This is a genomic window from Paenibacillus sp. YN15, from assembly GCF_003285005.1.
Classification (GTDB): Bacteria; Bacillota; Bacilli; order Paenibacillales; family NBRC-103111; genus Paenibacillus_AR.
Genome location: NZ_QMFA01000068.1, coordinates 1 through 21,037 on the forward strand (window position 1 = coordinate 1; position 21,037 = coordinate 21,037).

The window sequence follows — 21,037 nt, forward strand, 5'->3', positions numbered from 1 at the left end:
CGCCAGTACCCTAGGGTACTGGAAATCGGTTCAAGACAACCTTCAAGAAATACTATACGAGGAGAGAATCCGCATGAAAATTGAAAGCATTCTGGCCCAAATCGGCTCCCTGTCGGAGCCGGTCACCGGCTCCTTAAGCTTTCCCATTTACCATTCCACCTGTTACCGCCATCCCGAGATGGGCAAAAGCACCGGCTTTGATTACACCCGGACCAAAAATCCTACCCGCACCGTCCTGGAGGATGCCATCGCCCAACTGGAAAGCGGGGACGCCGGTTTTGCCTCCAGCTCCGGCATGGCATCGCTGCAAACCGTATTTGCCCTGTTCAGCCAGGGGGATCATCTGATTGTTTCTCTGGACCTGTACGGCGGAACTTACCGGCTGTTGGAGAAGGTGATGAGCCGGTTCGGCGTAAGCGCCACCTATGTGGACACCAATGATCTGGATGAGCTGGAGGCCAGCCGCTTGCCCAACACCAAGGCTGTGCTCATCGAAACTCCCACCAATCCTCTGATGATGGTAACCGATATTGAGCGGGTGGCAGCTTGGGCCAAAACCCACGGCATGCTTACCATTGTGGACAATACTCTCCTGACCCCCTTCTTCCAGCGGCCCATCGAGCTTGGCGCGGACATAGTCGTACACAGCGCCACCAAGTATCTGGGCGGGCATAATGATGTGCTGGCGGGACTGATTGTCACCAAAGGCAAGGAATTGTCCGAGCAGGTGGCGTTTTTGCATAATTCCCTGGGGGCAGTTCTGGGGCCCCAGGATGCCTGGCTCCTGGTCCGCGGCATGAAGACGCTGGCTCTGCGCATGGAGCGCCATCAGGCCAATGCTACAGCCGTTGCCTCCTTCCTGGAGGGGCATCCCTTTATCGAACAGGTCTATTACCCCGGTCTGCCTGCACATCCCGGCTATGAAATCCAAAGCCGCCAATCATCCGGAAACACCGGCATTTTCTCCTTCCGGGTCAAGGATGCAGGTATGGTTCCGGTGATCCTGAAGGAAATCCGGCTGATCGCCTTTGCCGAGAGTCTGGGCGGCGTAGAGTCCCTTATGACCTATCCCGCGGTCCAGACCCATGCGGATATTCCCCGGGAAATCCGTGATAAAGTGGGCGTAGATGACAAGCTTCTCCGTTTTTCCGTAGGAATCGAGCATGCGGATGATCTGATTGCCGATCTCTCCAGAGCCATCGACATTGCAGCGCGGGAAGTCGGCCTCCAGTAAATCCCGATTCGATGATTTTCGCTAAACAGTGTTCGAAATCCCCCTATTACTGCCATGAAACTTGTGATAAAATGGGAGTGTCGCATTGCTCAAAATCCGTCAGTCAACATGACCGCGAGGGGGGAATATCATGCGCAGCATGGTGAACAAGGGTACCTGGCGCAAGCAGCTGCTTATGCTGTCGTTATTGCCACTGCCTGACCGAATGCTGAAATCTTTTCCTCCCGGCTTTGTTTTGCGGGACCCGGTTTACCGGCGGGTGAAGAAAATAAAGCGCTCCGGCGGAAAAGCCGCCCTGATGCTTTTTCATCTGGAGGATTACCATCAATGGCTGAAGGATGCCACTCCTGATTTTCTTGGCAGGGTCGAGAGGGAGCTGCGGAAGATTTTTCTCGAAACGGTCAGGATGTATATTACCGAGGATGATTTCATCGGAGTCAAGCAGCACTTGGCTAATGAAATTACCTTGTTTGTCCGGCTCGAATCCCATCAGGATTTTGGCCGCTGCGGAATTGTGGCGGGCAAGATCAGGCAGGAATTCGAAAGCAGGATGGAGCGCCAATTCAGCCTCCATATGCAATCCAGCCTAACGATCCGAACAGGCTGCGCGATTATTGAAGAAAACGCCAAGGATTTGGGTTTTGCCGTGGAAGCGGCCTATCATTCGGCCATGGCCGCTGCCGCCAAGAATCTTCCGGCCCACTTCGCCATGCAGCATGTGGAGCTGAAGGAGATTATCCGCATGGAGAATCTCACGGTGCTGACCCAACCGATTATGGATCTGAGGACCGGCGAGGTATACGGGTGGGAAATCCTGTCCCGCGGCCCCAAAACCTCCGTTTTTCACAATCCGGTGGAATTGTTCGAGTTTGCCGATCAGACGGAACTGTTGCCGGAATTGGAATGGCTGGTGATCCAGAAGGCCATCAGGGAGATTACGGAACGGCAGATCAAGGAGCAGGTGTTCATTAATATTACGCCGGTTTCCCTATCCGATCCCCAGCTTCTCGGGCGGCTCCTGGAGCAGCTCAAGCTATCCGGTCTGGATTCCTCGCAATTTGTATTTGAAATTACGGAACGGCATTCCATCAATGATTTCGAGCAGATGGCCAATATCGTCCACTCCTACCGGACCCAGGGCTTCCGCTTTGCGGTGGATGACGCCGGCTCGGGCTATTCCAGCCTCCAGTCCATCTCCGAGCTGATTCCCGACATTATCAAGATTGACAAGTCGGTGATCCGCAATATCGACCGGGAAGCGGTCAAACAAGCCATGCTCCGGTCACTTCTTTATTTCGCCGAGAATATTAATTGTACGGTGATTGCCGAAGGGGTGGAACGGGAGGAAGAAGCCAATGTGCTGCTGCAGAATCATGTGCATATGGGACAAGGCTATTATTTTGCCAGACCCCAGCCCTTCGAGCACGGGCGCAATGTCATCCAATTCCAGAGCCTCAAGGAAAAGATTATACATATGCGCAAGATAGCCTCCGGTCAATAATGGTCATACATAGAGCATCCTTCCCCATGCCGGGCGGGATGCTTTTATATGGGAACTATGATAAGATAGATAGGAATCTTTCTAAGCAGCGGGGGGAGAAGAACGCATGTCCATTGACAGGATACTTCACAAAGCGGAAGCCGGAGGACGAATCAGTGTGGAGGAATGCGTAAGCCTCTTCGATTCCGACCAGGTGGAGAAAATCGGAGCTTCTGCTTACAAGGTGATGAAACGCTGGAATCCGGAACCGATTACCACCTTTGTAGTGGGCCGGAATATCAATTATACCAATATCTGTGACGTGTATTGCCGGTTTTGCGCGTTTTACCGTTCGGTAGACAGTGATCAGGGCTATGTGCTCCCGGATGAAACCATCTTCCGGAAGATTCAGGAAACGGTGGATGTGGGCGGCACGGAAATTCTGATGCAGGGCGGCACCAATCCCAACCTGCCATTCTCGTATTATACGGATCTGCTTAAGGGAATTAAAGCGCGTTTTGATATAACGATGCATTCCTTCTCGCCTGCCGAGATCCTGAAGATGAAGGAGGTCTCCGGAGGATTGAGCCTGGAGGAAGTGATCCGCCAGTTGCAGGAAGCAGGACTGGATTCCCTGCCCGGCGGAGGGGCGGAAATCCTCGATGACCGCACCCGGCGGAAGATCAGCCGGTTGAAGGGCTCCTGGCGGGACTGGATGGAGGTTATGCAGACTGCCCACCGTCTGGGGATGAACACCACGGCTACGATGGTGATCGGATTCGGAGAAAGCATGGAGGAGCGGGCGCTGCATCTTTTGCGTGTGCGGGATGCCCAGGATGACTGTATTGCCCTCAAGTATCCGTCCGCCGGATTCCTTGCCTTCGTTCCATGGACCTTCCAGCCGGATAATACCAACCTGAAGAAGGAACGGGCCACGCCGGAGGAATATCTGAAGACGTTGGCGATAAGCCGTCTGATGCTGGACAATGTCCCGCACTTCCAATCCTCATGGGTCACCATGGGACCGGAAATCGGCAAGCTGTCCTTGTCTTACGGGGCGGATGATTTTGGGAGCACCATGATGGAGGAAAATGTGGTTTCGGCCGCGGGGGCAACGCATAAAGTAAATATTGAGCTTTTGGTGCGGCTGATCCGGGAAACAGGCAAAATTCCTGCCCAGCGTAACACCCGGTATGACATTTTGCGTATGTTTGATGACGAATCCAGGGTGGACAGGGATTTTGTCATGCAAAATTAGGCACACTGTGAAGTAAGGAAAATTGAAGGGATGGCGAAGATGGCGTATCAAGCAAAAGTTGTTGAAGCGGAAATTGTAAGTGAAAACAAGCAAAATGGTTTTTTTGAGATTGTGGCCGTACTTTCGGACCGCAACCGTTGCCGGCTTACCTTTGAGCGCAACCCGGAAACGGGAGAGCCGAAGGCAACCCATATTAACCGGCTGTACACTGTACCCTGCGGAATTTGCAAAAAGGATTTCCTTTGTTATTGCCTGAACCGGTACATGGATGTGATTGCCGAACAGGCGCTTGAAATAACCGGGGCTGCCAAGGTTTCCTAACTTTTTCCCCATTAAAGGAGAATCGCATTTATGATTACATGCGACGCATGCGGCAAAGTCAACGGTGAGGGCGATATCGGCGAGCACTGGATTTGCGACAGCTGCAAGGTGCCGGAGCCCGCTGAAGACAAGAAGAAAACGGATGATGAAAGCAAAGAAAAAGAGCATAAGCATTCCTGATTATAACCGGCCGTAGAGGCCGGTTTTTTGTTTTTTTGCATCTTGGATGCGGAAGAGGCGGAAGAAGGTCAGGGTCCGCCAAATCCGCCCAATAAGATGCATAAAGGCAGGGAAACGTTGCGCCCTTGCTTCCAGATTGTTGTTCGTATATCCCCATCCATGGGGCATATACTTAAAAAACAGCACTTGGGAAGGGAGTGAGCGCTTAAATGAAATCATTGGCCATCCGTGTATCGGATCATCCCGTCCTGCTAAGCCAGAAGCTGCATGACCGGATGACAGCCAGCATGGGTACAGTTTTGCTGAATACGGCATTGGAATACCGCCGGTGCCCGGGCTATTCGGAGATTGTCCTGGAATTTTTCGGCGGCGGCAAGGGTTCGGGAAAAGGGGCAAAGAATCTCGAGGAGTGGCCGGAAGCCGTTGGACAGGTCCTGGCTGATTTCATTGTGGACGAATGGGAAGAAGAGCTGCTTCGTCGCCTGATCCGAAAAGACAAGCGTTATTCCGAAGAGGAACGGGAAGAAATTCTTGCCTATTGCAGACAGTTGGGGAATGTAAGTGATTTTGCCCCCGCGGCCTTGACGGAAAGCTCCCCCGGCCATGTGCGGAAGCGCAAATTGTTGATGCAGGATTTGGCGGATTGCCTCCATCCAGGCACTATCCTTGATCTGGACGGTTTTTTTCGGTTCAGGTTGAAGCGGTATGGGGCGGAGCTGAAGGAGATGCTGGAATACGCCTCCGATGAGTTCCTGATGGACCAGCAGTACAAGGAGTTTATATCGCTTCTCCGTTATTTTGTGTATGTTCAGGATTCCAAAATGCCTCTGGCCCACATCATTCACCAGGGAGGGCATAACTTCCTGCTTCTGGATAGCGAGCTGCGGCCAATTGATACGGAAAAACTGGACACCAGCTACAAAGTGGAGTTTATGGACAAGGATTACAATCTGGAGGATATGATTGTCAGTTCCCTCCTGACTATCGCTCCGGAAAGAATCTGCATCCACACCCGGGAACCCGACCTGCCTGTTATCAAGACCCTCAGCCAAATATTCGAAAACCGCACGGAGATCTGCCAGCTGTGCAGATCCTGTGAATCCATATCTACTTCTTTGGAGCAGCAGGATAAATTGTCCCCTTGATTTGCGGAGAAGGGTTGTTTTATAATATGGAATATGTTTGGCGCTGACCAAAGACATGGGCCCCTGGTTCACGGAACAGAGAGAGAAGCCTCGGCTGCAAGCTTCTCCCGGCAATGAATCACCGGCTTACCCCTTTGCGAGCTGCAGAATGGAAGGTTGTTTCCCGTTACGGCAAGCCGGGACGGGAAGCATGTGTATATTCTGCCGGGGCATTCCCGTTACCGGATGATCACAAGAGGGCATCTGCCGCGTTGTTCATGGAACATGCTGCAGGCGCTGAACTAGGGTGGAACCACGAGCCGACGCACTCGTCCCTTCAGGGATGATGTGCGTTTTTTTGTGCGAAAATGCAGGAAATCATTATGGAAATGAGGGGACAAGCACATGGCAAATCTTACTGACGTCTACAATCTAAAAGTCACTTTGCCCGACGGGGCGGTACGGGAGTATCCCAAGGGCACTACAGTGGAAGGTGTGGCGGAATCCATCAGCTCCGGCTTGAAAAAGAACGCCTTGGCCGGCAAGGTGAACGGCAAGGTTGTGGACCTGGCAACAGCGTTGAACGAGGATGCGGAAGTGGCCATTATTACCGGCGACTCCGAGGAAGGGCTGGAGGTGCTCCGCCACAGCTGCGCCCACCTGATGGCCCAGGCCATCAAGCGGGTGTTCAAGGACCAGCACGTGAAGCTGGGCATCGGCCCGGTGATCGAGGACGGCTTCTATTATGACATCGATATGGAAGCACCGGTTTCCTCCGAGGATTTTGCCAGGATTGAGAAGGAAATGGAGCGGATCGTGCAGGAGAATTTGCCTGTAACCCGCAGAGAGGTCCCCCGGGAGGAAGCCCTGCGCATCTATACGGAGCAGAATGATCCCCTGAAGCTGGAGCTGATCCGCGATCTGCCGGAGGATTCCGTTATCTCCATTTATGAGCAAGGGGAATTCTTCGATCTCTGCCGCGGCCCGCATGTGCCCTCCACCGGCAAAATCAAGGTGTTCAAGCTGCTGAGCCTGGCCGGCGCATACTGGCGCGGCGATGCCAAGAACAAGATGCTGCAGCGGATTTACGGCACAGCCTTCAACAAAAAGGCGCAATTGGACGAGCATCTTCACTACCTGGAAGAAGCCAAAAAGCGGGATCACCGGAAGCTGGGCAAGGAGCTGAAGATTTTTTCCTTTGCCAAGGAAGTGGGCCAGGGTATCCCCTTGTGGCTTCCGAATGGCGCCAAACTCCGCCGGACTATGGAGCGGTACATTGTGGATCTGGAGGAGCGTCTTGGCTACCAGCACGTGTATACTCCGGTTCTGGGCAATGTGGAGCTCTACAAAATTTCCGGCCACTGGGACCACTATCAGGAGGATATGTTCCCGCCCATGGCCTTGGACAATGAAGAATACGTTCTGCGTCCCATGAACTGTCCCCATCATATGATGGTTTACAAAAGCGACATGCGCAGCTACCGGGATCTGCCGATTCGGGTGGCGGAGCTGGGCATGATGCACCGCTATGAAATGTCCGGCGCTCTGACCGGTCTTCACCGGGTTCGCGCCATGACCCTGAACGATGCCCATATCTTCTGCCGCCCTGACCAGATTAAGGAGGAGTTTGCCCGCGTGGTGAACCTGATCCGCCAGGTATACGAAGACTTCGGCATCAAGGAATACCGCTTCCGGCTGTCCTACCGGGACCCCAAGGATACAGAGAAGTATTTCCCCAATGATGAAATGTGGGAAACCTCTCAGCGTATGCTGAAGGAAGTGGTGGAGGAGCTGGGGCTTCCTTATTATGAAGCGGAAGGGGAGGCGGCCTTCTACGGCCCCAAGCTGGACGTGCAGATCAAAACGGCGCTGAAAAAGGAAGAAACCCTCTCCACCGCCCAGCTGGACTTCCTTCTGCCGGAGCGTTTCCAACTGGAATACACCGGCGACGACGGCCAGAAGCACCGCCCGGTGGTCATCCACCGCGGCATTATCAGCACCATGGAGCGGATGACGGCTTATCTTCTGGAAAATTTCGCAGGCGCCTTCCCCACTTGGCTGGCACCGCAGCAGGCCCGTGTCATTCCGGTGTCTCCGGCCTTCGAAGCATACGCGGCCGCTTGCACCGAGAAGCTGGCGGCAGCCGGCATCCGGGCTGAAGCCGACCAGCGCAATGAGAAGCTGGGTTATAAGATCCGCGAGGCGCAGCTGGAAAAAATCCCGTACATGCTGGTATGCGGCGAAAATGAAGCGGGCAGCGGCACTCTCTCCGTGCGGATGCGCGGCGGTGTAGACAAGGGCGTTTTGAGCCTGGACGAGGTTGTGGCTCTGATCACCCAGGATATCGCCACCAAAACCAAGGTGGAATAGAATATTTCCTCAAAAGTGCATAACCCTCCCGATATTGGGAAACGTATAATCGAAGTTTGTCTGCCGCCAGGATAGAAGCGGCGGTTATCGGGCAACCTTCATTATTAGGGGAGGGTATATCACTACATGAGCGATGGCAGGTTAGTCAGTTTGGTGCAGCGTACGGCAATGTTGGTTCTTTGGATCAGCCTGGTCACGTGTTTGCTTCCAAACAGCAATACCGGCAATATCCTGCAGGAAATGGGGATGGATGCTGCCGCAGCCGCAAAACAGACCGAAAATGCGCCGCAGCAGGCCGATTCCGCAGCAGCAGCAGGCAATTCTGCTTCTGGGAAGGATGAAGCGGCTTTGGTCAAAGAGGTGCTGGGGCGAATCCGGACCTCCCATCTGGAAAATGTGGATCTGGATCATATAGAAATGGTAGAGGTGGTAGCTACCGGCTATACCGCCGGCAAGGAATCCACCGGGAAATCCCCGGGCCACCCTCAATACGGCGTTACCTATTCGGGGGTGAAGGTCCGCAAGGATGACTTCTCCACCATAGCCGCCGATCCGGCGATTTTTCCCATTGGCACCATTATGTATATCCCCGGATACGGCTTTGGCGTGGTGGCCGATACGGGCGGAGCCATCAAAGGACACAAGATTGATCTTTATTTTGTCACCAAGCAGCAGGTTTATGAGGAATGGGGCAAGCGCAAGGTGAAGGTGCTGGTTCTCCGCAAGGGCACCGGCAGAGTAACCGAAGCCATGATGAATGATCTGAACAATGCGGCGGATGCCGTTCCAGTGGAAAAGTCGCTGGATCTGCTGGCCGACTTGGGCCACAAGGAATAAGCCGATATACGGAACCTCACTCCGTTTCCCGACTTTAGGGGGACGGAGTTTTTTCTGCCGATTTTTTGAGACTTGTCAGCCCAGCGGGGGTGTGCAAGAATAGAAGAACTACAAAAAAAGGAGATGGAGTATGAATTTTCTTCAAAAGGCACGCATATCGTGGCTGGCATTGGCATTGACGCTGGCGCTGCCTGTTCTGCCGGCCCATGCGGCAGCAGGCCCCTCCGTGGAAGCGGAAGCCGCGGTTAGCCAACCCAGCATATGGGCAATGGAGGATGTGGCATACACCAGGCTGCACCAATTGGCGGCAGAGGGGCTTTTTGCCGATTATCAGGCCCCGGCCACTGTGGACGAGCTGAATGCCGCCGGCTTGTCGCTTCGGCAGAAGCTGGCCGAACGGGCTGTGCCGGCAACGGAAGCGGTTTATGGCCATGGGGAAACGCCGGCTGCGGCGTTGTCGGGAGCTGCCGCTACCCGCCAGGACGCAGCTGTTGTCCTGTATGCGGCCATCCGGAACAGCCTGCCCCAGGCAGCTCCGGCCACCGGTAAAACAGCGCTTTATCCGGAGCTGGACGCGCTTGCCGGAGACACGGCGGAAGCCGTCCGGTATGTGGCGGATCACGGCATTCTGAAGGGCAAGCAGGATGGAAGCCTGAATCTGGCCGACCCGCTGACCCGGGAGCAGCTGCTTTCCCTGACGTACAGAACGTATGAGTTTGTTCTTCAGGAAAGCAACACCGCCTCCAAAGGGCTGGTGTGGAAGGTGACAGGCGGGCAAAGCCCGGTATATCTGCTGGGCTCCATCCACATCGGCGACATCAGCATCTACCCTTTGGACAACCTGATCCGGCAGGCGTATGAAGGCTCATCCTATCTGGCGGTGGAGGCGGATGTTACCCAGGATGCGGAAGGCATCCAATACATGAGCGAAAAAGCGGTATTCTCCGACGGCAGCACCTTGGACAAGCATGTCTCCGCAGAAACCTACAAGCTGTTTGCGGAAAAAATGGAGCAGGCAGGCATCGGTGAGGATGTGTACCAGATATTGAAGCCGTGGTACGCGGCGCTGCTGCTGCAAAACCTCAGCTTAACCGAAGCCTCCTACAGCGCCAACCTGGGGCTGGACATTTACTTCCTCTCGGAAGCGGCCAAAGTCCAAAAGCCTGTTTTGCAGGTGGAGGGCATCAAGTTTCAGGTGGACATGTTTGATTCCTTCGATGCCGGGCTGCAGGAGGAATTTCTGCTGGAAACCCTGAAGGCAACCGAAGAACAGGCAGGGGATGAGACCGGCGGACAGAACGGTGCGGATGGCGCGGCCAATGCCCAAGCGCAGCTGATGCAGTCTCTGCTGCATTATTGGAGCACAGGGAATGCGGAGGAGTTCGGCAAGCTGATTGCCCGGTCCAATGAAGCGGAGGCCGGAGCCAGCGAGTTTAACCGGATTTTCTGGGATGAGCGCAATAACAATATGTTCCGCACCGTGGAGAAATATCTGGCCGATTCCGCGGGCAACAGCTACTTTGTGGTGGTGGGCGCGGGACATTTGTTCGGGGATACCGGTGTTCTGAAGGAATTGGAAAAGGCCGGCTACACCATCGAGCAGCTGCTGGACTAAACACGAAAAAACCGTCAGGAAGCCTCCGCGGCTCTCCTGGCGGTTATTTTTTCACCGGTTTTTCAATTTTTCAATCTCTGTGTGAAGCTTCAATTGATCATAATGAATGATCTTGATGCTGTATTCATGGTTGCCGACATCAGTCTCATTCTTCTGGAGGCGCAGGTCAAAGCGTTTGACATCCTCGTTGGTTTCCAGAACCGCTCTGCGGATCAGGGGAATATCCGCCGTCAATGCCTCCACCTGGCCCAGTCTGGTTTCTACCTGGCCCAATTTGGTTTCTACTTTATCCAACCGTGCTTCCACTCTGTCCAGCCGCACCTCCACCTGGCCTAACCGTACATCCAACTGCTCCAACCGGGTCTCTACCTTGTCCAGCCTGGCATCCACCTGATCCAACCGCTGGTGGGTTTGCTCCTGGCCCTTCTGCAGCACCTGCAGCTGCTCCAGAATTTGGGTCAATACTTGCTCGCTCATGGCACCCATCCCTTCACCCGTCCGTTTTGGGAAATGTGACCCCATTATACCCTCTCTCCTCCTTTCTGACAATTGCGTATCGTCTCCTGTCGAACATGCAAAAAGTCACCCCGGACTCCGGACTGGTGCAGAAGCGGATTTGGGGCGCTTTACGCAAAAAAGGCGCTGCAGTCTCCCGTTTGGGAAACCGCAGCGCCTGCTTGGCGACTATCATGTTCGTAAATCAAGTATAGCATGATGTCCACTGCAGGTAAACGGAAAATCGTTGGTCCGGGCGTCACCACTCCGCCTGGCTAAGCCGGGTCTATGCCTTGGCGGCGGGAGAGGCAACGGGAATGGGCTTGTTCGAGCTGTCGGCGTAGGGCTGGTCCAGCAGGGCCATAAGCTCATTTTCCCACAGTCGGTTAATCTCAGCCAGCTCCGCTGCCGTCAGCGGCGGGCAATCCGGCGCGGCGGCAAATTCCTTCAGACTCTGCTGGGAGGTGATATTGGGCAGCACGGAAGCGACTACAGGCGAAGATAGGGAGAAAAGAATCGCCGCCTGTCCAATGGTCCGCCCTGTTTCCGGTCCATAGAGAAAGCTTAGCTTCTCCACAGCCTGAAGGCCCCGTCCCATCCAATCATGCTTGCGGTGGTTCCGGTGATCCGACTTGTCGTAGTGCTTCTCCGGATTGTAGGAGCCGTCCAGGAGACCCGAAGCATGGGGTACCCGGACCACCAGGCCGATTCCGCTCTCCTCCGCAGGCTGCAGAAACCGGTTGGCAGGCCATTGCTCCAGCAGATTATAGATGACCTGCATCATGGACATGCCCTTGCGGTTCGCAATCGCCCACAGGCCCTCATCATGCCAGCCGATGTCCGGTCCCAGCGCAGGGCCGTATGCCCGGATTTTGCCCTCCTCCTGCAAACGCTCCAGCGCTTCAAAAACCGCGTCATCCTGGAGGGTTTCCTGGCGCACATTATGAAGCTGGTACAGATCGATATAGTCCGTGCCCAAACGGCGCAGGCTTTGCTCGCAGGCATACCGGATATGCTCCGGGGTCCACAGCTGCGGCATTTCCGAAAACCCCTTGCGTTCGCCCCTTTGGCTGTAAATGTCATAGCCGAATTTGGTGGCAATCACCAACTGCTCCCGCTTGCCCTGGAACGCCTCATGCAGGATGGTTTCCCCTTCGCCCAGTGCATAGGTATCCGCCGTATCATAAAAGGTAATGCCCGCATCCAGCGCTTCCTGCAGGAGCCGGACGCCAAAGCTCCGGTCCTTAACGCCCCACCAGGTTGTCGCCACCGACCAAACGCCGAAGCCAACCTCCGAAACCAGCAAATCGGTTCCTGCCAATGTGCGATATTTCAATGTAAGTCCCCTCCCTCGAATATTCATTCCAACATAAGATTAAGTTTATCATAAAGAAGAGGGAAATTCGAAAATTCCCGGAGCCGGTTACATAAAAAGAAAAGCTCCATCCCATAATACGAATGGCAAGGAGGTGATTTCCATGGCCAAAAACAGCAAAAGCAAACGGGCTGCCCAGGACAATGCTGAATTCGCGGATGAAATCTCCGTGAAGAACATAAGCAAACCCGCCAAGGGCGCTTCCGAAAAAATGAATAAATAGGCGGAGCCCGCCGCGAAGGAAGAGACGCCGTGCTCTTCCTTTTTTCATTGAAGGAGCTCCCCTCCGTCCCGGGACGGAGGCAAGTTCCTCCCGCCGCCTCTTTTCGGCTCCCGAAAAAACAGCTACACTGTAGCTATACAGCATGGAGCATGGGGGTATAGACATGAATCGCCATTTTATCAATAAAACCTTCGGGGGTCTTTTCTTTATTGCCGCGGGTATCCTGTTTCTGTTGCATCAGCAAAATATCATTGATATTGACATTGCCGAGATCGCGGGAACCTATTGGCCGGTTTTCCTCATTTGGGCCGGACTTCACGGCATGGCTTCCAGAGGGGGCCATGGCGGCATCTGGAATATATTCATTATGCTGCTGGGCACGTATTTCCTGTTGCGGAACTTGGATGTCCCTTTTATAAACAATATGGATATCTGGCAGCTTGCCGTTCCGGCTGTGCTGATTATTATGGGCTTGAACATGCTGACAAGAGGCCCGAGCAGCAAACGGGAAGAGCGCAAAGCCATGCTTCGCCAGGAACGCCAGGAGGAGCGGGAGCGGAGAAGGCAGGAGCGGGATGAGCGGAGAAGCCGCCACCGGAATTACGGCGCCGGCAATGGACATCACTCTCATGGGGAACCTGCGGAGGAGGAGGTGCCCCCCTTCGATCCGTCCTACGCCAAAAAAATCGAGCAGGATTTGGACCAGGTATTTCATGAGCGGGTGGTCAAAAAGCTGGGGGAGGACCCTTTTCCCCTGGCATCGGAAGCGGGAATCGGCGCCTCCTCCGGCAAGCAGGGCCAAGAGCCGCCGAAAGGCAGCTTTGCGGAGGGAAAGTGGAATGCGCCGCCGCAAGAAGAATGGAAGAGCTCCTGGTATGACCATGGCTCCAAGCCGCCCATCGAACGCTCCAACTTTATCGGGGACATCTACTTGGGCAGGGATTACTGGCAGCTGGAGCCGATGAATATCTCCCACTTTATCGGAGACACCATGATTGATCTGACCAAAGCCAGCATTCCCTTGGGGGAAACCAAGCTGACCGTATCGGCTTTCATCGGGGATGTGAAGGTTTATGTGCCCAATGACATTCAACTGGAGATCAGCGTCAATGCCTCCGCCTTTATCGGGGACATGCACGTGCTCGACCGCTATGAGGGCGGCATGTTCCGCAATATGAGGTACGACACCCGCAATTATGCCGAGGCGGACAAGAAGATTCACCTGACTGTCAGTATGTTTATTGGGGACATTACCGTCAAAAGAGTCGGCTAGATCCGTGAAAAGAGGCTTTGGAGCGTATGCGCAAACGGTTGAACAATTTAAAGTGGCTGCTGCCCATATACTTTTTGGCCGCCAGTGTAGGGACATTGCTCCTGGGGGTGGGCGGCTGGTTCTATCTGTCCACCCATATGGAGTCGCCCGGCGCAGGCCTATGGGTGGAATATCTGATCTTGATTTTGCTGATAGCCCCGGTGGTGGGGTATTTTGTTGCGCGCAGCTATCAGCGGAAGGTGGACGCGCTGCAGCTTTCCATCAAGCAGGTAGCCAAGGGCAATCTGGGGGAACGGCTTGACGTGTTGCCCGGCGACCTCTTCGGCGGGATCTACCAGGATTTCAATACCATGGTCTCTTCCTTGGAAAGCAGGCTGAGGCTCCTGCAGCAGGAGGGTTCGGCGGATGTGATGCGCAATATGCAGTCCAGCCAGGATGCGGTGCTGGAGGAGCGCCGGAGGCTGGCCCGGGACCTGCATGATACGGTTAGCCAGCAGCTGTTTGCCATTCATATGTCGGCTTCTTCGCTGCCCAAGCTTCTGGAGATCAATCCGGAGGGAGCCCGGATGGTGGTGGAGCAGCTGGTGACCATGTCCCATCATGCCCAGCGGCAGATGCGCAGCCTGATTGCCCAATTGCGCCCGCTGGAGCTGGAGGAGCAAACTCTGGAGGAGGCGCTGGGCAAGTGGTTCCCCGATTATTGCAACCAGAACGGGCTGAAGGGCAGGCTGGAGATTGCTTTGCCGGAGGAGCTGCCGGACGCCATTGAGTATCAGCTGTTTCTGATCATCCAGGAGGGAATGGCCAACGTAGTCAAACATGCCAGGGCCAGCCGGGTTTCGCTGGTTCTGTATGAGGCCGGCAGCCAGTATGTGCTGCAAATCGAGGATGATGGCATCGGATTTGAGCCCAATATGGAGAAGCGGTCCTCTTATGGTCTGGCTACCATGCGGGAGCGGGCCGAACGGCTGGGGGGCGATGCGGAAATCCGCAGCAAACCCGGCGCCGGTACGGCTGTACATATTCATATTCCTAAATTTGTTGAAGCGGAAAGCGGTGAAGAGGCTTGAATGATCTGATTCGGGTAGTGATCATGGATGACCACGATATGGTGAGACTGGGCTTAAAAACCTATTTGCTCATGGAGCCGAGGATTCGGGTAATTGGAGAAGCGGCAAGCGGAGCCGACGGGCTGCGGCTTTTGGAGAAGCTGGCCGCGGAGGGGGAGGAAAGTCTGCCCCACGTGGTGCTGATGGATTTGATGATGCCCGGCATGAATGGAATTGAGGCCACTGCCGAAACACTGAAGCGGTATCCTTCCATCAGAGTGGTGATGCTGACCAGCTTTTTGGAGGAGGATATGGTGGTGAAGGCCATTGAGGCAGGCGCCATCAGCTATGTGCTGAAAACCATTCAGGCGGATCAGCTGATCCAGGTTATTGAAGGGGCGGCAAGAGGCATGCCGATTCTGGTGTCCGAGGTATCCCAGGCGCTGACCCGCGGCCTGCGCCAGCGGACGGCGCAGAATGATGAGGAAGGCTTTACCGTCCGGGAGAAGGAAGTGCTTCTCTTGATCGCCGACGGGAAGTCCAACAAGGAAATTGCCGACGAGCTGCATATCAGCATCAAAACGGTAAAAACCCATGTCAGCAACCTGCTGATGAAATGCGCTCTGGAGGATAGAACCCAACTGGCCATTTATGCCCACCGAAAGGGCTTGGCGGAGGGCAACCGGTCGTGATAAGCCAGGTGAGGGAGAGTCTAAAAGACTCTCCCTTTGTCTATCCTGTAGATAGCGATATGTATTTATGCTGCAAAGCTTCCCGCCACTTTTGGGAGAACGGAAGAGCCGGACCTGTTCGAATATAAGCAGGGTCCGGCTTTTTTCGGCAGGACAAGACAGACAAGCTGTTTTTTACACGCAATAAATTACTTTTTTATCTTGGATTTAACCCTTTTTAAGGTTTGATTAAGGTTGCCCGTGCATTATAAATACATAAGAACAAATCAATTATCCACTAAATCTTATCCCTATTAGAAGTAAGGAGGACAAATAAAATGGAAGACAACAAAAAAGACTACAGCGATTTCTTTAAGCCCTCTCAGGATGAGCCGAACCGGGAGCGTGAAGAAGACAACAAGCAGGACCGTCCTTCCTACTATTATTCTTACGGTCCATATAAATCCGCTCCCCAGGAGGACTATCCGGAAGAGCGTTCCCCATCGTCCTACTCTTCCGCAGAGCCTGTGGAGGTAACGGCGCCCAGACCGCTCCGCCCTTATCCGTACGCCCAGGAGCCTGCGGGCAGCCAGCAGCCGGCGGGCAGCAGAAGCTGGCAGGTGAATGAGCCCAAGAAACGCTCCTCGGCAAAAGGCATGTTCGCCGCCTTTATGGCCGGCGCTCTGGTGGTCAGCTCGCTGATGTTCGCTTCGGACCGGATGAATTTATTCTCCGGCGGCAACACGGGCGCTTCCTCCGGAAGCCCGGTAGCGGCAGCCACAAACAGCGGCACCGGGTCTTCGTCCGGCTCCGGCAACGTGGTAGGGGCAGCCTACGACATCAGCCGCCCCGGCAGCGTGTCGTCAATCGTTCAGCAGGCCAGTCCCGCAGTGGTCAAAATCGAGTCCTATGTGACGACCAAACGGTCCAATTCTTCCTTGTACAACGATCCGTTCTTCCGCTATTTCTTCGGGGATCAAGAGCAGCAGCAGCCCAAGGCCGGCACGAAGCAGCAATCCGGCATGGGAACCGGCTTTATCTTTGAGAAATCCGGCTATATCATTACCAATCAGCATGTGATCGAAGGTGCGGAGGAAATTCAGGTGACGGTAGAGGGTTACGATAAGCCGTTTACCGCCAAGCTTTTGGGCAACAGCTTCGATCTTGACCTGGCGGTGCTGAAGATCGAGCCGGCAACGGAAAACGGCGTAACCAAAGATTTCTCCATCCTGCCTATCGGCGACTCCAGCTCCATGCAGATCGGCGATTGGGTGGTGGCTATCGGCAATCCCTACGGCTTCGAGCATACGGTGACCGTGGGTGTGCTCAGCGCCAAGGAAAGAGAGATTTCCATTCAGGAAACCAGCGGCACCCGGAATTACAAGCATCTGCTGCAAACGGATGCCTCCATTAACCCCGGCAACTCCGGCGGTCCTCTGCTTAACATGAACGGCGAGGTAGTGGGCATCAATACGGCGGTGAATGCCGAGGCGCAGGGCATCGGCTTTGCTATCCCGACCAGCACCATCTCGGAGGTAATCGACAGCCTGAAGAACAATGTGGAGATTCCCAAGGAGCCCATTCCCTTTATCGGCGCCACTCTGGCCAATGTAGCGGACCTGGATGCCCAATCCGTCAAGGAGCTGCAGCTGGATAAGGCGGAAGGCGCTTATGTGCAGGATGTGGTCATCGGTACCCCTGCCTTCAAGAGCGGCCTGAAGAAGTATGACGTAGTAACCTCCATGGACGGCGCGGCCATTACCAACAGCTCGGATATGGTGGCCAAGATCCAGGCCAAGAAGGTTGGCGATAAGGTCAGCTTCGGCATTATCCGCGACGGCAAGGCCATGACCATTGAGATTACCCTTGCGGACAAAAATGAATATCTGAAGCAGCAGCAACAACAGCAGCAGCAATAAGGCAAACACCGGCGGGAAGCGGGCTTCTGGCGAGGATCACATCGTCGGGCCCGCTTCTTTTCCTGCTCCGGGGGATTCTGCTATGATAGAGACAAGAAAATTATGGTGTACTGGAGGATTGGCGGGATATGCGGCATAAAATCACGGTCATCGACGATGACGAAAAAATCACTTCCATGCTTAAGCGCAGTCTGACCTTCGAGGGCTACGATGTGGTCACCGCCCAGGACGGGCACGAGGGGTTAAAACGGATTCTGGAGCATGAGCCGGAGGTTATCGTCCTGGACGTGATGATGCCCCGCCTGGACGGCTGGGAGGTCTGCAGGCGAATCCGGGACGGAGGAATTTCCACACCCGTTCTGATGCTCACCGCCAAGGACGACATTATGGACAGAGTGAAGGGACTGGATTTGGGAGCCGACGACTATCTGGTCAAGCCCTTCGCGCTGGAGGAGCTGCTGGCCCGGGTAAGGGCGCTTCTCCGGCGCAAAGGCTCCGACAACGCCGATCAGAAGACCAACCGCATCCAATATGAGGATATGATTCTGGATCTGGATACCCGGGAGGTGTTCCGGTCGGGACACCGGATTGAGCTGACCACCAAGGAATTCGATCTGCTGCATCTGTTTATGATGAATCCCCGCCGCGTGCTGTCCCGGGATGTGATTATGGAGAAGGTCTGGGGTTATGATTACAGCGGCGAATCCAATGTGATGGAGGTTTATATCGCCCTGCTCCGGCAGAAGACGGAGGAGCACGGCGGCAAGCGGATCATCCAGACTGTCCGCGGCGCCGGTTACGTTCTGAGAGGAGAGTCCTGATCAACATGTCCATCCGCCTGCGCCTGACCCTGTGGTATTCCACCATCCTGGCAGTCACCTTGCTGGTGTTCGGCGTTTCGCTGTATTTTATTGCATCATACATTCTCATGGACAATAAAAAGGACGAGATGCGCCAGGTGGGTTTGGAGGTGCAATCGCAAATTAAGCCGGTTGCGTTTCAAGTCAACGGCAAATGGTACTTCAGCAGCATCCGGCTGCCTCCCCTGGACCAGTTCAAATATCCGGGTTATGTGATGCAAGCGCTGGACACGGAAGGCAAGGTGGTCCAAAGCACCACTAACCAGGTGCTGCCCCTTACCTATAACGCGGAGAAGCTGGCGGCGGGCCAATCCAGCTTCTACATCTACAGCATGGGGGGATATCCCCTCTTGGTCTTGAACATGCCCTTGCAATATTCGGACAATGGGGAGGCACGGCTGGCGGGTGTGCTGCAGATTGTGGTCAGTGTCAATGAAATCAGCCATAATCTGTACACCCTGAGACTGGCGCTGTTGTTTCTGTCCGTTTTTGTCATTCTGCTGGCGGCTTCCCTGGGTCTGTACCTGGCGCGCAAGGCGCTGCGCCCCATTGAGAATGTGATTACGGCGGCGCAGCAAATCGAGAACGGCGCCGATCTGGGGGTCCGCATTGAATATAACGGGCCGGAGGATGAGATCGGCAGACTCACCAGCACCATTAACAGCATGCTGGGCCGGATTCAGGGAGCGTACAGTGAGCTGGAGGAGTCGGACCGGGCCCAGCGGCGTTTTGTTTCCGATGCGTCCCATGAATTGCGGACTCCGCTGACCACCATTCGCGGCAATGTGGATCTGCTGGAGAAAATGTGGGGTTCCTCCGCTTCCGGCTCCAGCTCCGGCCACGCGCTGACAGAGGCTGAGAAGGTCGCCATGTCTCTGGAGGCTATGCAGGATATTTCCGGAGAGGCGGCCAGAATGAGCAGGCTGGTGAATGATCTGCTGGCTCTGGCCAGAGCGGATGCAGGACATGAAATGAAAAAGGAGCCGATTCTGATCCGCGATGTGGTGGAGGAGGCGGCGCGCAAGGCCCAGCATCTGCCCCGCAATGCCGTATGGGAGACGGGGGATTTCTCCGTACTGGAGGGAATCGGCGTCAACGGCAGCAGGGATCATCTGCAGCAAATGCTGTTTATCTTTATTGAGAATGCCTTCAAATATACGCCGGAGGGAACGGTCAGGATGGACGCCCTGGTCAGAGAGGGACAGGTGGGCATCCGGATCGCCGATACGGGAATCGGCATGGACAAGGAGGAGATTCCCCATATCTTTGAGCGGTTCTACCGGGCGGATGAATCCAGAGGCGTAACGGCCGGTACAGGCCTGGGCCTGTCCATCGCCAAGTGGATCATCGACGAGCATGGCGGCTCCGTGGAGGTCACCACCAGACTGGGCGGCGGAAGCACCTTCCTGGTGTGGCTGCCGGTTTTCTTCCGGGATATGGCGAAGTAGGAGCGAGCCGGCGCATGGCTTGGGCGGGAAATATTCACGGGGTATGCAGCCATGTGAATATTTACCCGCCTTTTCTTTCGCCGGGCAGGCTCCTGGGGTATAATCAGGAGGAAGGAGGCGAGTCTTAATGGAAGTGATCAAAATTGCACCCCGCGGATACTGTTACGGCGTGGTGGACGCCATGGCCCTGGCCATGCGCACCGCCCAGAATCTGAACGTGCCGCGGCCGATTTATATATTGGGCATGATTGTGCATAACGCCCATGTTACTGATTTTTTTAAGGAGGAAGGCATTATCACCCTGGAGGGGCCAAACCGGCTGGAGATTCTGGAGAAGGTGGAAAAAGGCACGGTGATCTTCACCGCCCACGGCGTTTCTCCCGAGGTGCGCAAGCGGGCGCTGGAGAAGGGGTTGACGGTAGTGGACGCCACATGTCCCGATGTGACCAAAACCCACACGCTCATTAAGGAAAAAAGCGCGGCAGGCTACCAGATTATCTATATCGGCAAAAAAGGCCATCCCGAGCCGGAAGGCGCTGTTGGAGTCGCTCCCGGACAGGTGCATCTCATTGAGCGCGTCGAGGATGCGGAGGGGCTTGACCTTTCCTCCGAGCGGATTGTAATCACCAATCAGACGACCATGAGCCAATGGGATATCAAGAATATCATCAATCGTCTCATTGAAAAGTACCCTCATGCGGAGATCCACAATGAAATCTGCCTGGCCACCCAGCTTCGGCAGGAGGCAGTAGCGGAGCAGGCCAAGGAAGCGGAGCTGACCATTGTGGTAGGGGACCCCCACAGCAACAATTCCAACCGGCTGGCCCAGGTGTCCGAAGAGATTGCCGGCGTGAAGGCGTACCGGATCGCCGATCTGGGGGAGCTTGACCCGGAATGGCTGAAGGATATCGACAAGGTGGCGGTTTCTGCGGGGGCTTCCACGCCTACCCCGATCACCAAAGAGGTGATTCAGTATCTGGAGCAATTTGACCGCCATGACCCGTCCACCTGGGAAATCAAGCGGACCGTCAATATGAAAAGGCTGATTCCCGCCGTGCGGGAGAAGTCTTAACCCAATCCCCCAAAAGTGACGCGAAGCTTCGAAGCTTATTCCGGGTACTTTCGGGGGAGCCCCCTGAAACATTTAAATTCCCCAAAAGTGACGCGAAGCTCCGAAGCAAGAGGCATCTGAAAAACCTTACATGAAGCTCTCCGGGAGGCAGGTTTGCTTCCCGGAATTTTATTATGGCTTTAGCCGGTTGAGCACGCGAAGCGTGGGAAACAAAAAACCACCTGCTATGCGGG

General features: G+C 54.9%; 18 protein-coding genes. 16 read left to right on the forward strand and 2 right to left on the reverse strand.

From position 1 onward, the window contains the following. Positions 1-73 precede the first annotated feature (73 nt). The 9 genes from DQG13_RS29470 (at position 74) to DQG13_RS29505 (ending at position 10,419) form a co-directional block, all read left to right on the forward strand. Positions 74-1,234: a PLP-dependent transferase gene (locus DQG13_RS29470; protein ID WP_113023774.1), complete on the forward strand. Its 1,161-nt coding sequence runs from the start codon at positions 74-76 to the stop codon at positions 1,232-1,234. Between the two features lie 130 nt (positions 1,235-1,364). Then, positions 1,365-2,735 (forward strand): EAL domain-containing protein, encoded by a 1,371-nt coding sequence (locus DQG13_RS29475; RefSeq protein ID WP_113023775.1) that lies wholly within the window; start codon positions 1,365-1,367, stop codon positions 2,733-2,735. Between the two features lie 106 nt (positions 2,736-2,841). Beyond that, the gene (gene mqnC, locus DQG13_RS29480; RefSeq protein WP_113023776.1) at positions 2,842-3,972 is read left to right on the forward strand and encodes a cyclic dehypoxanthinyl futalosine synthase; all 1,131 of its coding nucleotides are present in this window, start codon (positions 2,842-2,844) and stop codon (positions 3,970-3,972) included. 39 nt (positions 3,973-4,011) lie between these two features. Beyond that, positions 4,012-4,293, forward strand: a complete 282-nt coding sequence (locus tag DQG13_RS29485) for a hypothetical protein (protein ID WP_113023789.1) — start codon at positions 4,012-4,014, stop codon at positions 4,291-4,293. Positions 4,294-4,323: 30 nt separating this feature from the next. Then, the gene (locus DQG13_RS31080) at positions 4,324-4,473 is read left to right on the forward strand and encodes a hypothetical protein (protein WP_181593084.1); all 150 of its coding nucleotides are present in this window, start codon (positions 4,324-4,326) and stop codon (positions 4,471-4,473) included. Positions 4,474-4,682: 209 nt separating this feature from the next. Next, positions 4,683-5,618 carry a putative sporulation protein YtxC gene (ytxC, locus tag DQG13_RS29490; RefSeq protein WP_113023777.1) on the forward strand — a complete coding sequence of 312 codons (936 nt, stop codon included), beginning with the start codon at positions 4,683-4,685 and terminating at the stop codon, positions 5,616-5,618. Positions 5,619-6,002: 384 nt separating this feature from the next. After that, entirely contained in the window at positions 6,003-7,967 is a 1,965-nt protein-coding gene (gene thrS / locus DQG13_RS29495; RefSeq protein ID WP_113023778.1) for a threonine--tRNA ligase, read from the forward strand. Between the two features lie 126 nt (positions 7,968-8,093). Then, positions 8,094-8,804, forward strand: a complete 711-nt coding sequence (locus tag DQG13_RS29500; RefSeq protein WP_258525935.1) for a 3D domain-containing protein — start codon at positions 8,094-8,096, stop codon at positions 8,802-8,804. A 130-nt stretch (positions 8,805-8,934) separates the two neighbouring features. Further along, positions 8,935-10,419 (forward strand): TraB/GumN family protein, encoded by a 1,485-nt coding sequence (locus tag DQG13_RS29505; protein WP_113023779.1) that lies wholly within the window; start codon positions 8,935-8,937, stop codon positions 10,417-10,419. Positions 10,420-10,470: 51 nt separating this feature from the next. Here DQG13_RS29505 and DQG13_RS29510 read toward each other — a convergent pair whose 3' ends face one another. Further along, entirely contained in the window at positions 10,471-10,896 is a 426-nt protein-coding gene (locus DQG13_RS29510) for a hypothetical protein (RefSeq protein ID WP_181593085.1), read from the reverse strand. 304 nt (positions 10,897-11,200) lie between these two features. After that, entirely contained in the window at positions 11,201-12,250 is a 1,050-nt protein-coding gene (locus tag DQG13_RS29515) for an aldo/keto reductase (RefSeq protein WP_113023781.1), read from the reverse strand. Positions 12,251-12,675: 425 nt separating this feature from the next. Here DQG13_RS29515 and liaF point away from each other — a divergent pair, with 425 nt between their 5' ends. From liaF to DQG13_RS29550, 7 genes are all read left to right on the forward strand, one after another. Then, positions 12,676-13,785: a cell wall-active antibiotics response protein LiaF gene (liaF, locus tag DQG13_RS29520; protein ID WP_181593086.1), complete on the forward strand. Its 1,110-nt coding sequence runs from the start codon at positions 12,676-12,678 to the stop codon at positions 13,783-13,785. Between the two features lie 26 nt (positions 13,786-13,811). Continuing rightward, on the forward strand, positions 13,812-14,855 hold the full coding sequence (locus DQG13_RS29525; protein WP_113023783.1) for a sensor histidine kinase: 1,044 nt from the start codon (positions 13,812-13,814) through the stop codon (positions 14,853-14,855). Then, the gene (locus DQG13_RS29530; protein WP_113023784.1) at positions 14,852-15,526 is read left to right on the forward strand and encodes a response regulator; all 675 of its coding nucleotides are present in this window, start codon (positions 14,852-14,854) and stop codon (positions 15,524-15,526) included. Before DQG13_RS29525 ends, DQG13_RS29530 begins: the two co-directional genes overlap by 4 nt. A 317-nt stretch (positions 15,527-15,843) precedes the next feature. Further along, complete coding sequence (locus DQG13_RS29535) at positions 15,844-17,424, forward strand: S1C family serine protease (protein ID WP_113023785.1); 1,581 nt, start codon at positions 15,844-15,846, stop codon at positions 17,422-17,424. Between the two features lie 128 nt (positions 17,425-17,552). After that, a complete protein-coding gene (locus tag DQG13_RS29540; protein ID WP_113023786.1) occupies positions 17,553-18,245 on the forward strand; it encodes a response regulator transcription factor in 693 nt (230 codons plus the stop codon). Positions 18,246-18,250: 5 nt separating this feature from the next. Next, a complete protein-coding gene (locus DQG13_RS29545) occupies positions 18,251-19,732 on the forward strand; it encodes a sensor histidine kinase (RefSeq protein ID WP_113023787.1) in 1,482 nt (493 codons plus the stop codon). Positions 19,733-19,859: 127 nt separating this feature from the next. Continuing rightward, positions 19,860-20,804: a 4-hydroxy-3-methylbut-2-enyl diphosphate reductase gene (locus DQG13_RS29550; RefSeq protein ID WP_113023788.1), complete on the forward strand. Its 945-nt coding sequence runs from the start codon at positions 19,860-19,862 to the stop codon at positions 20,802-20,804. Positions 20,805-21,037: the final 233 nt, after the last annotated feature.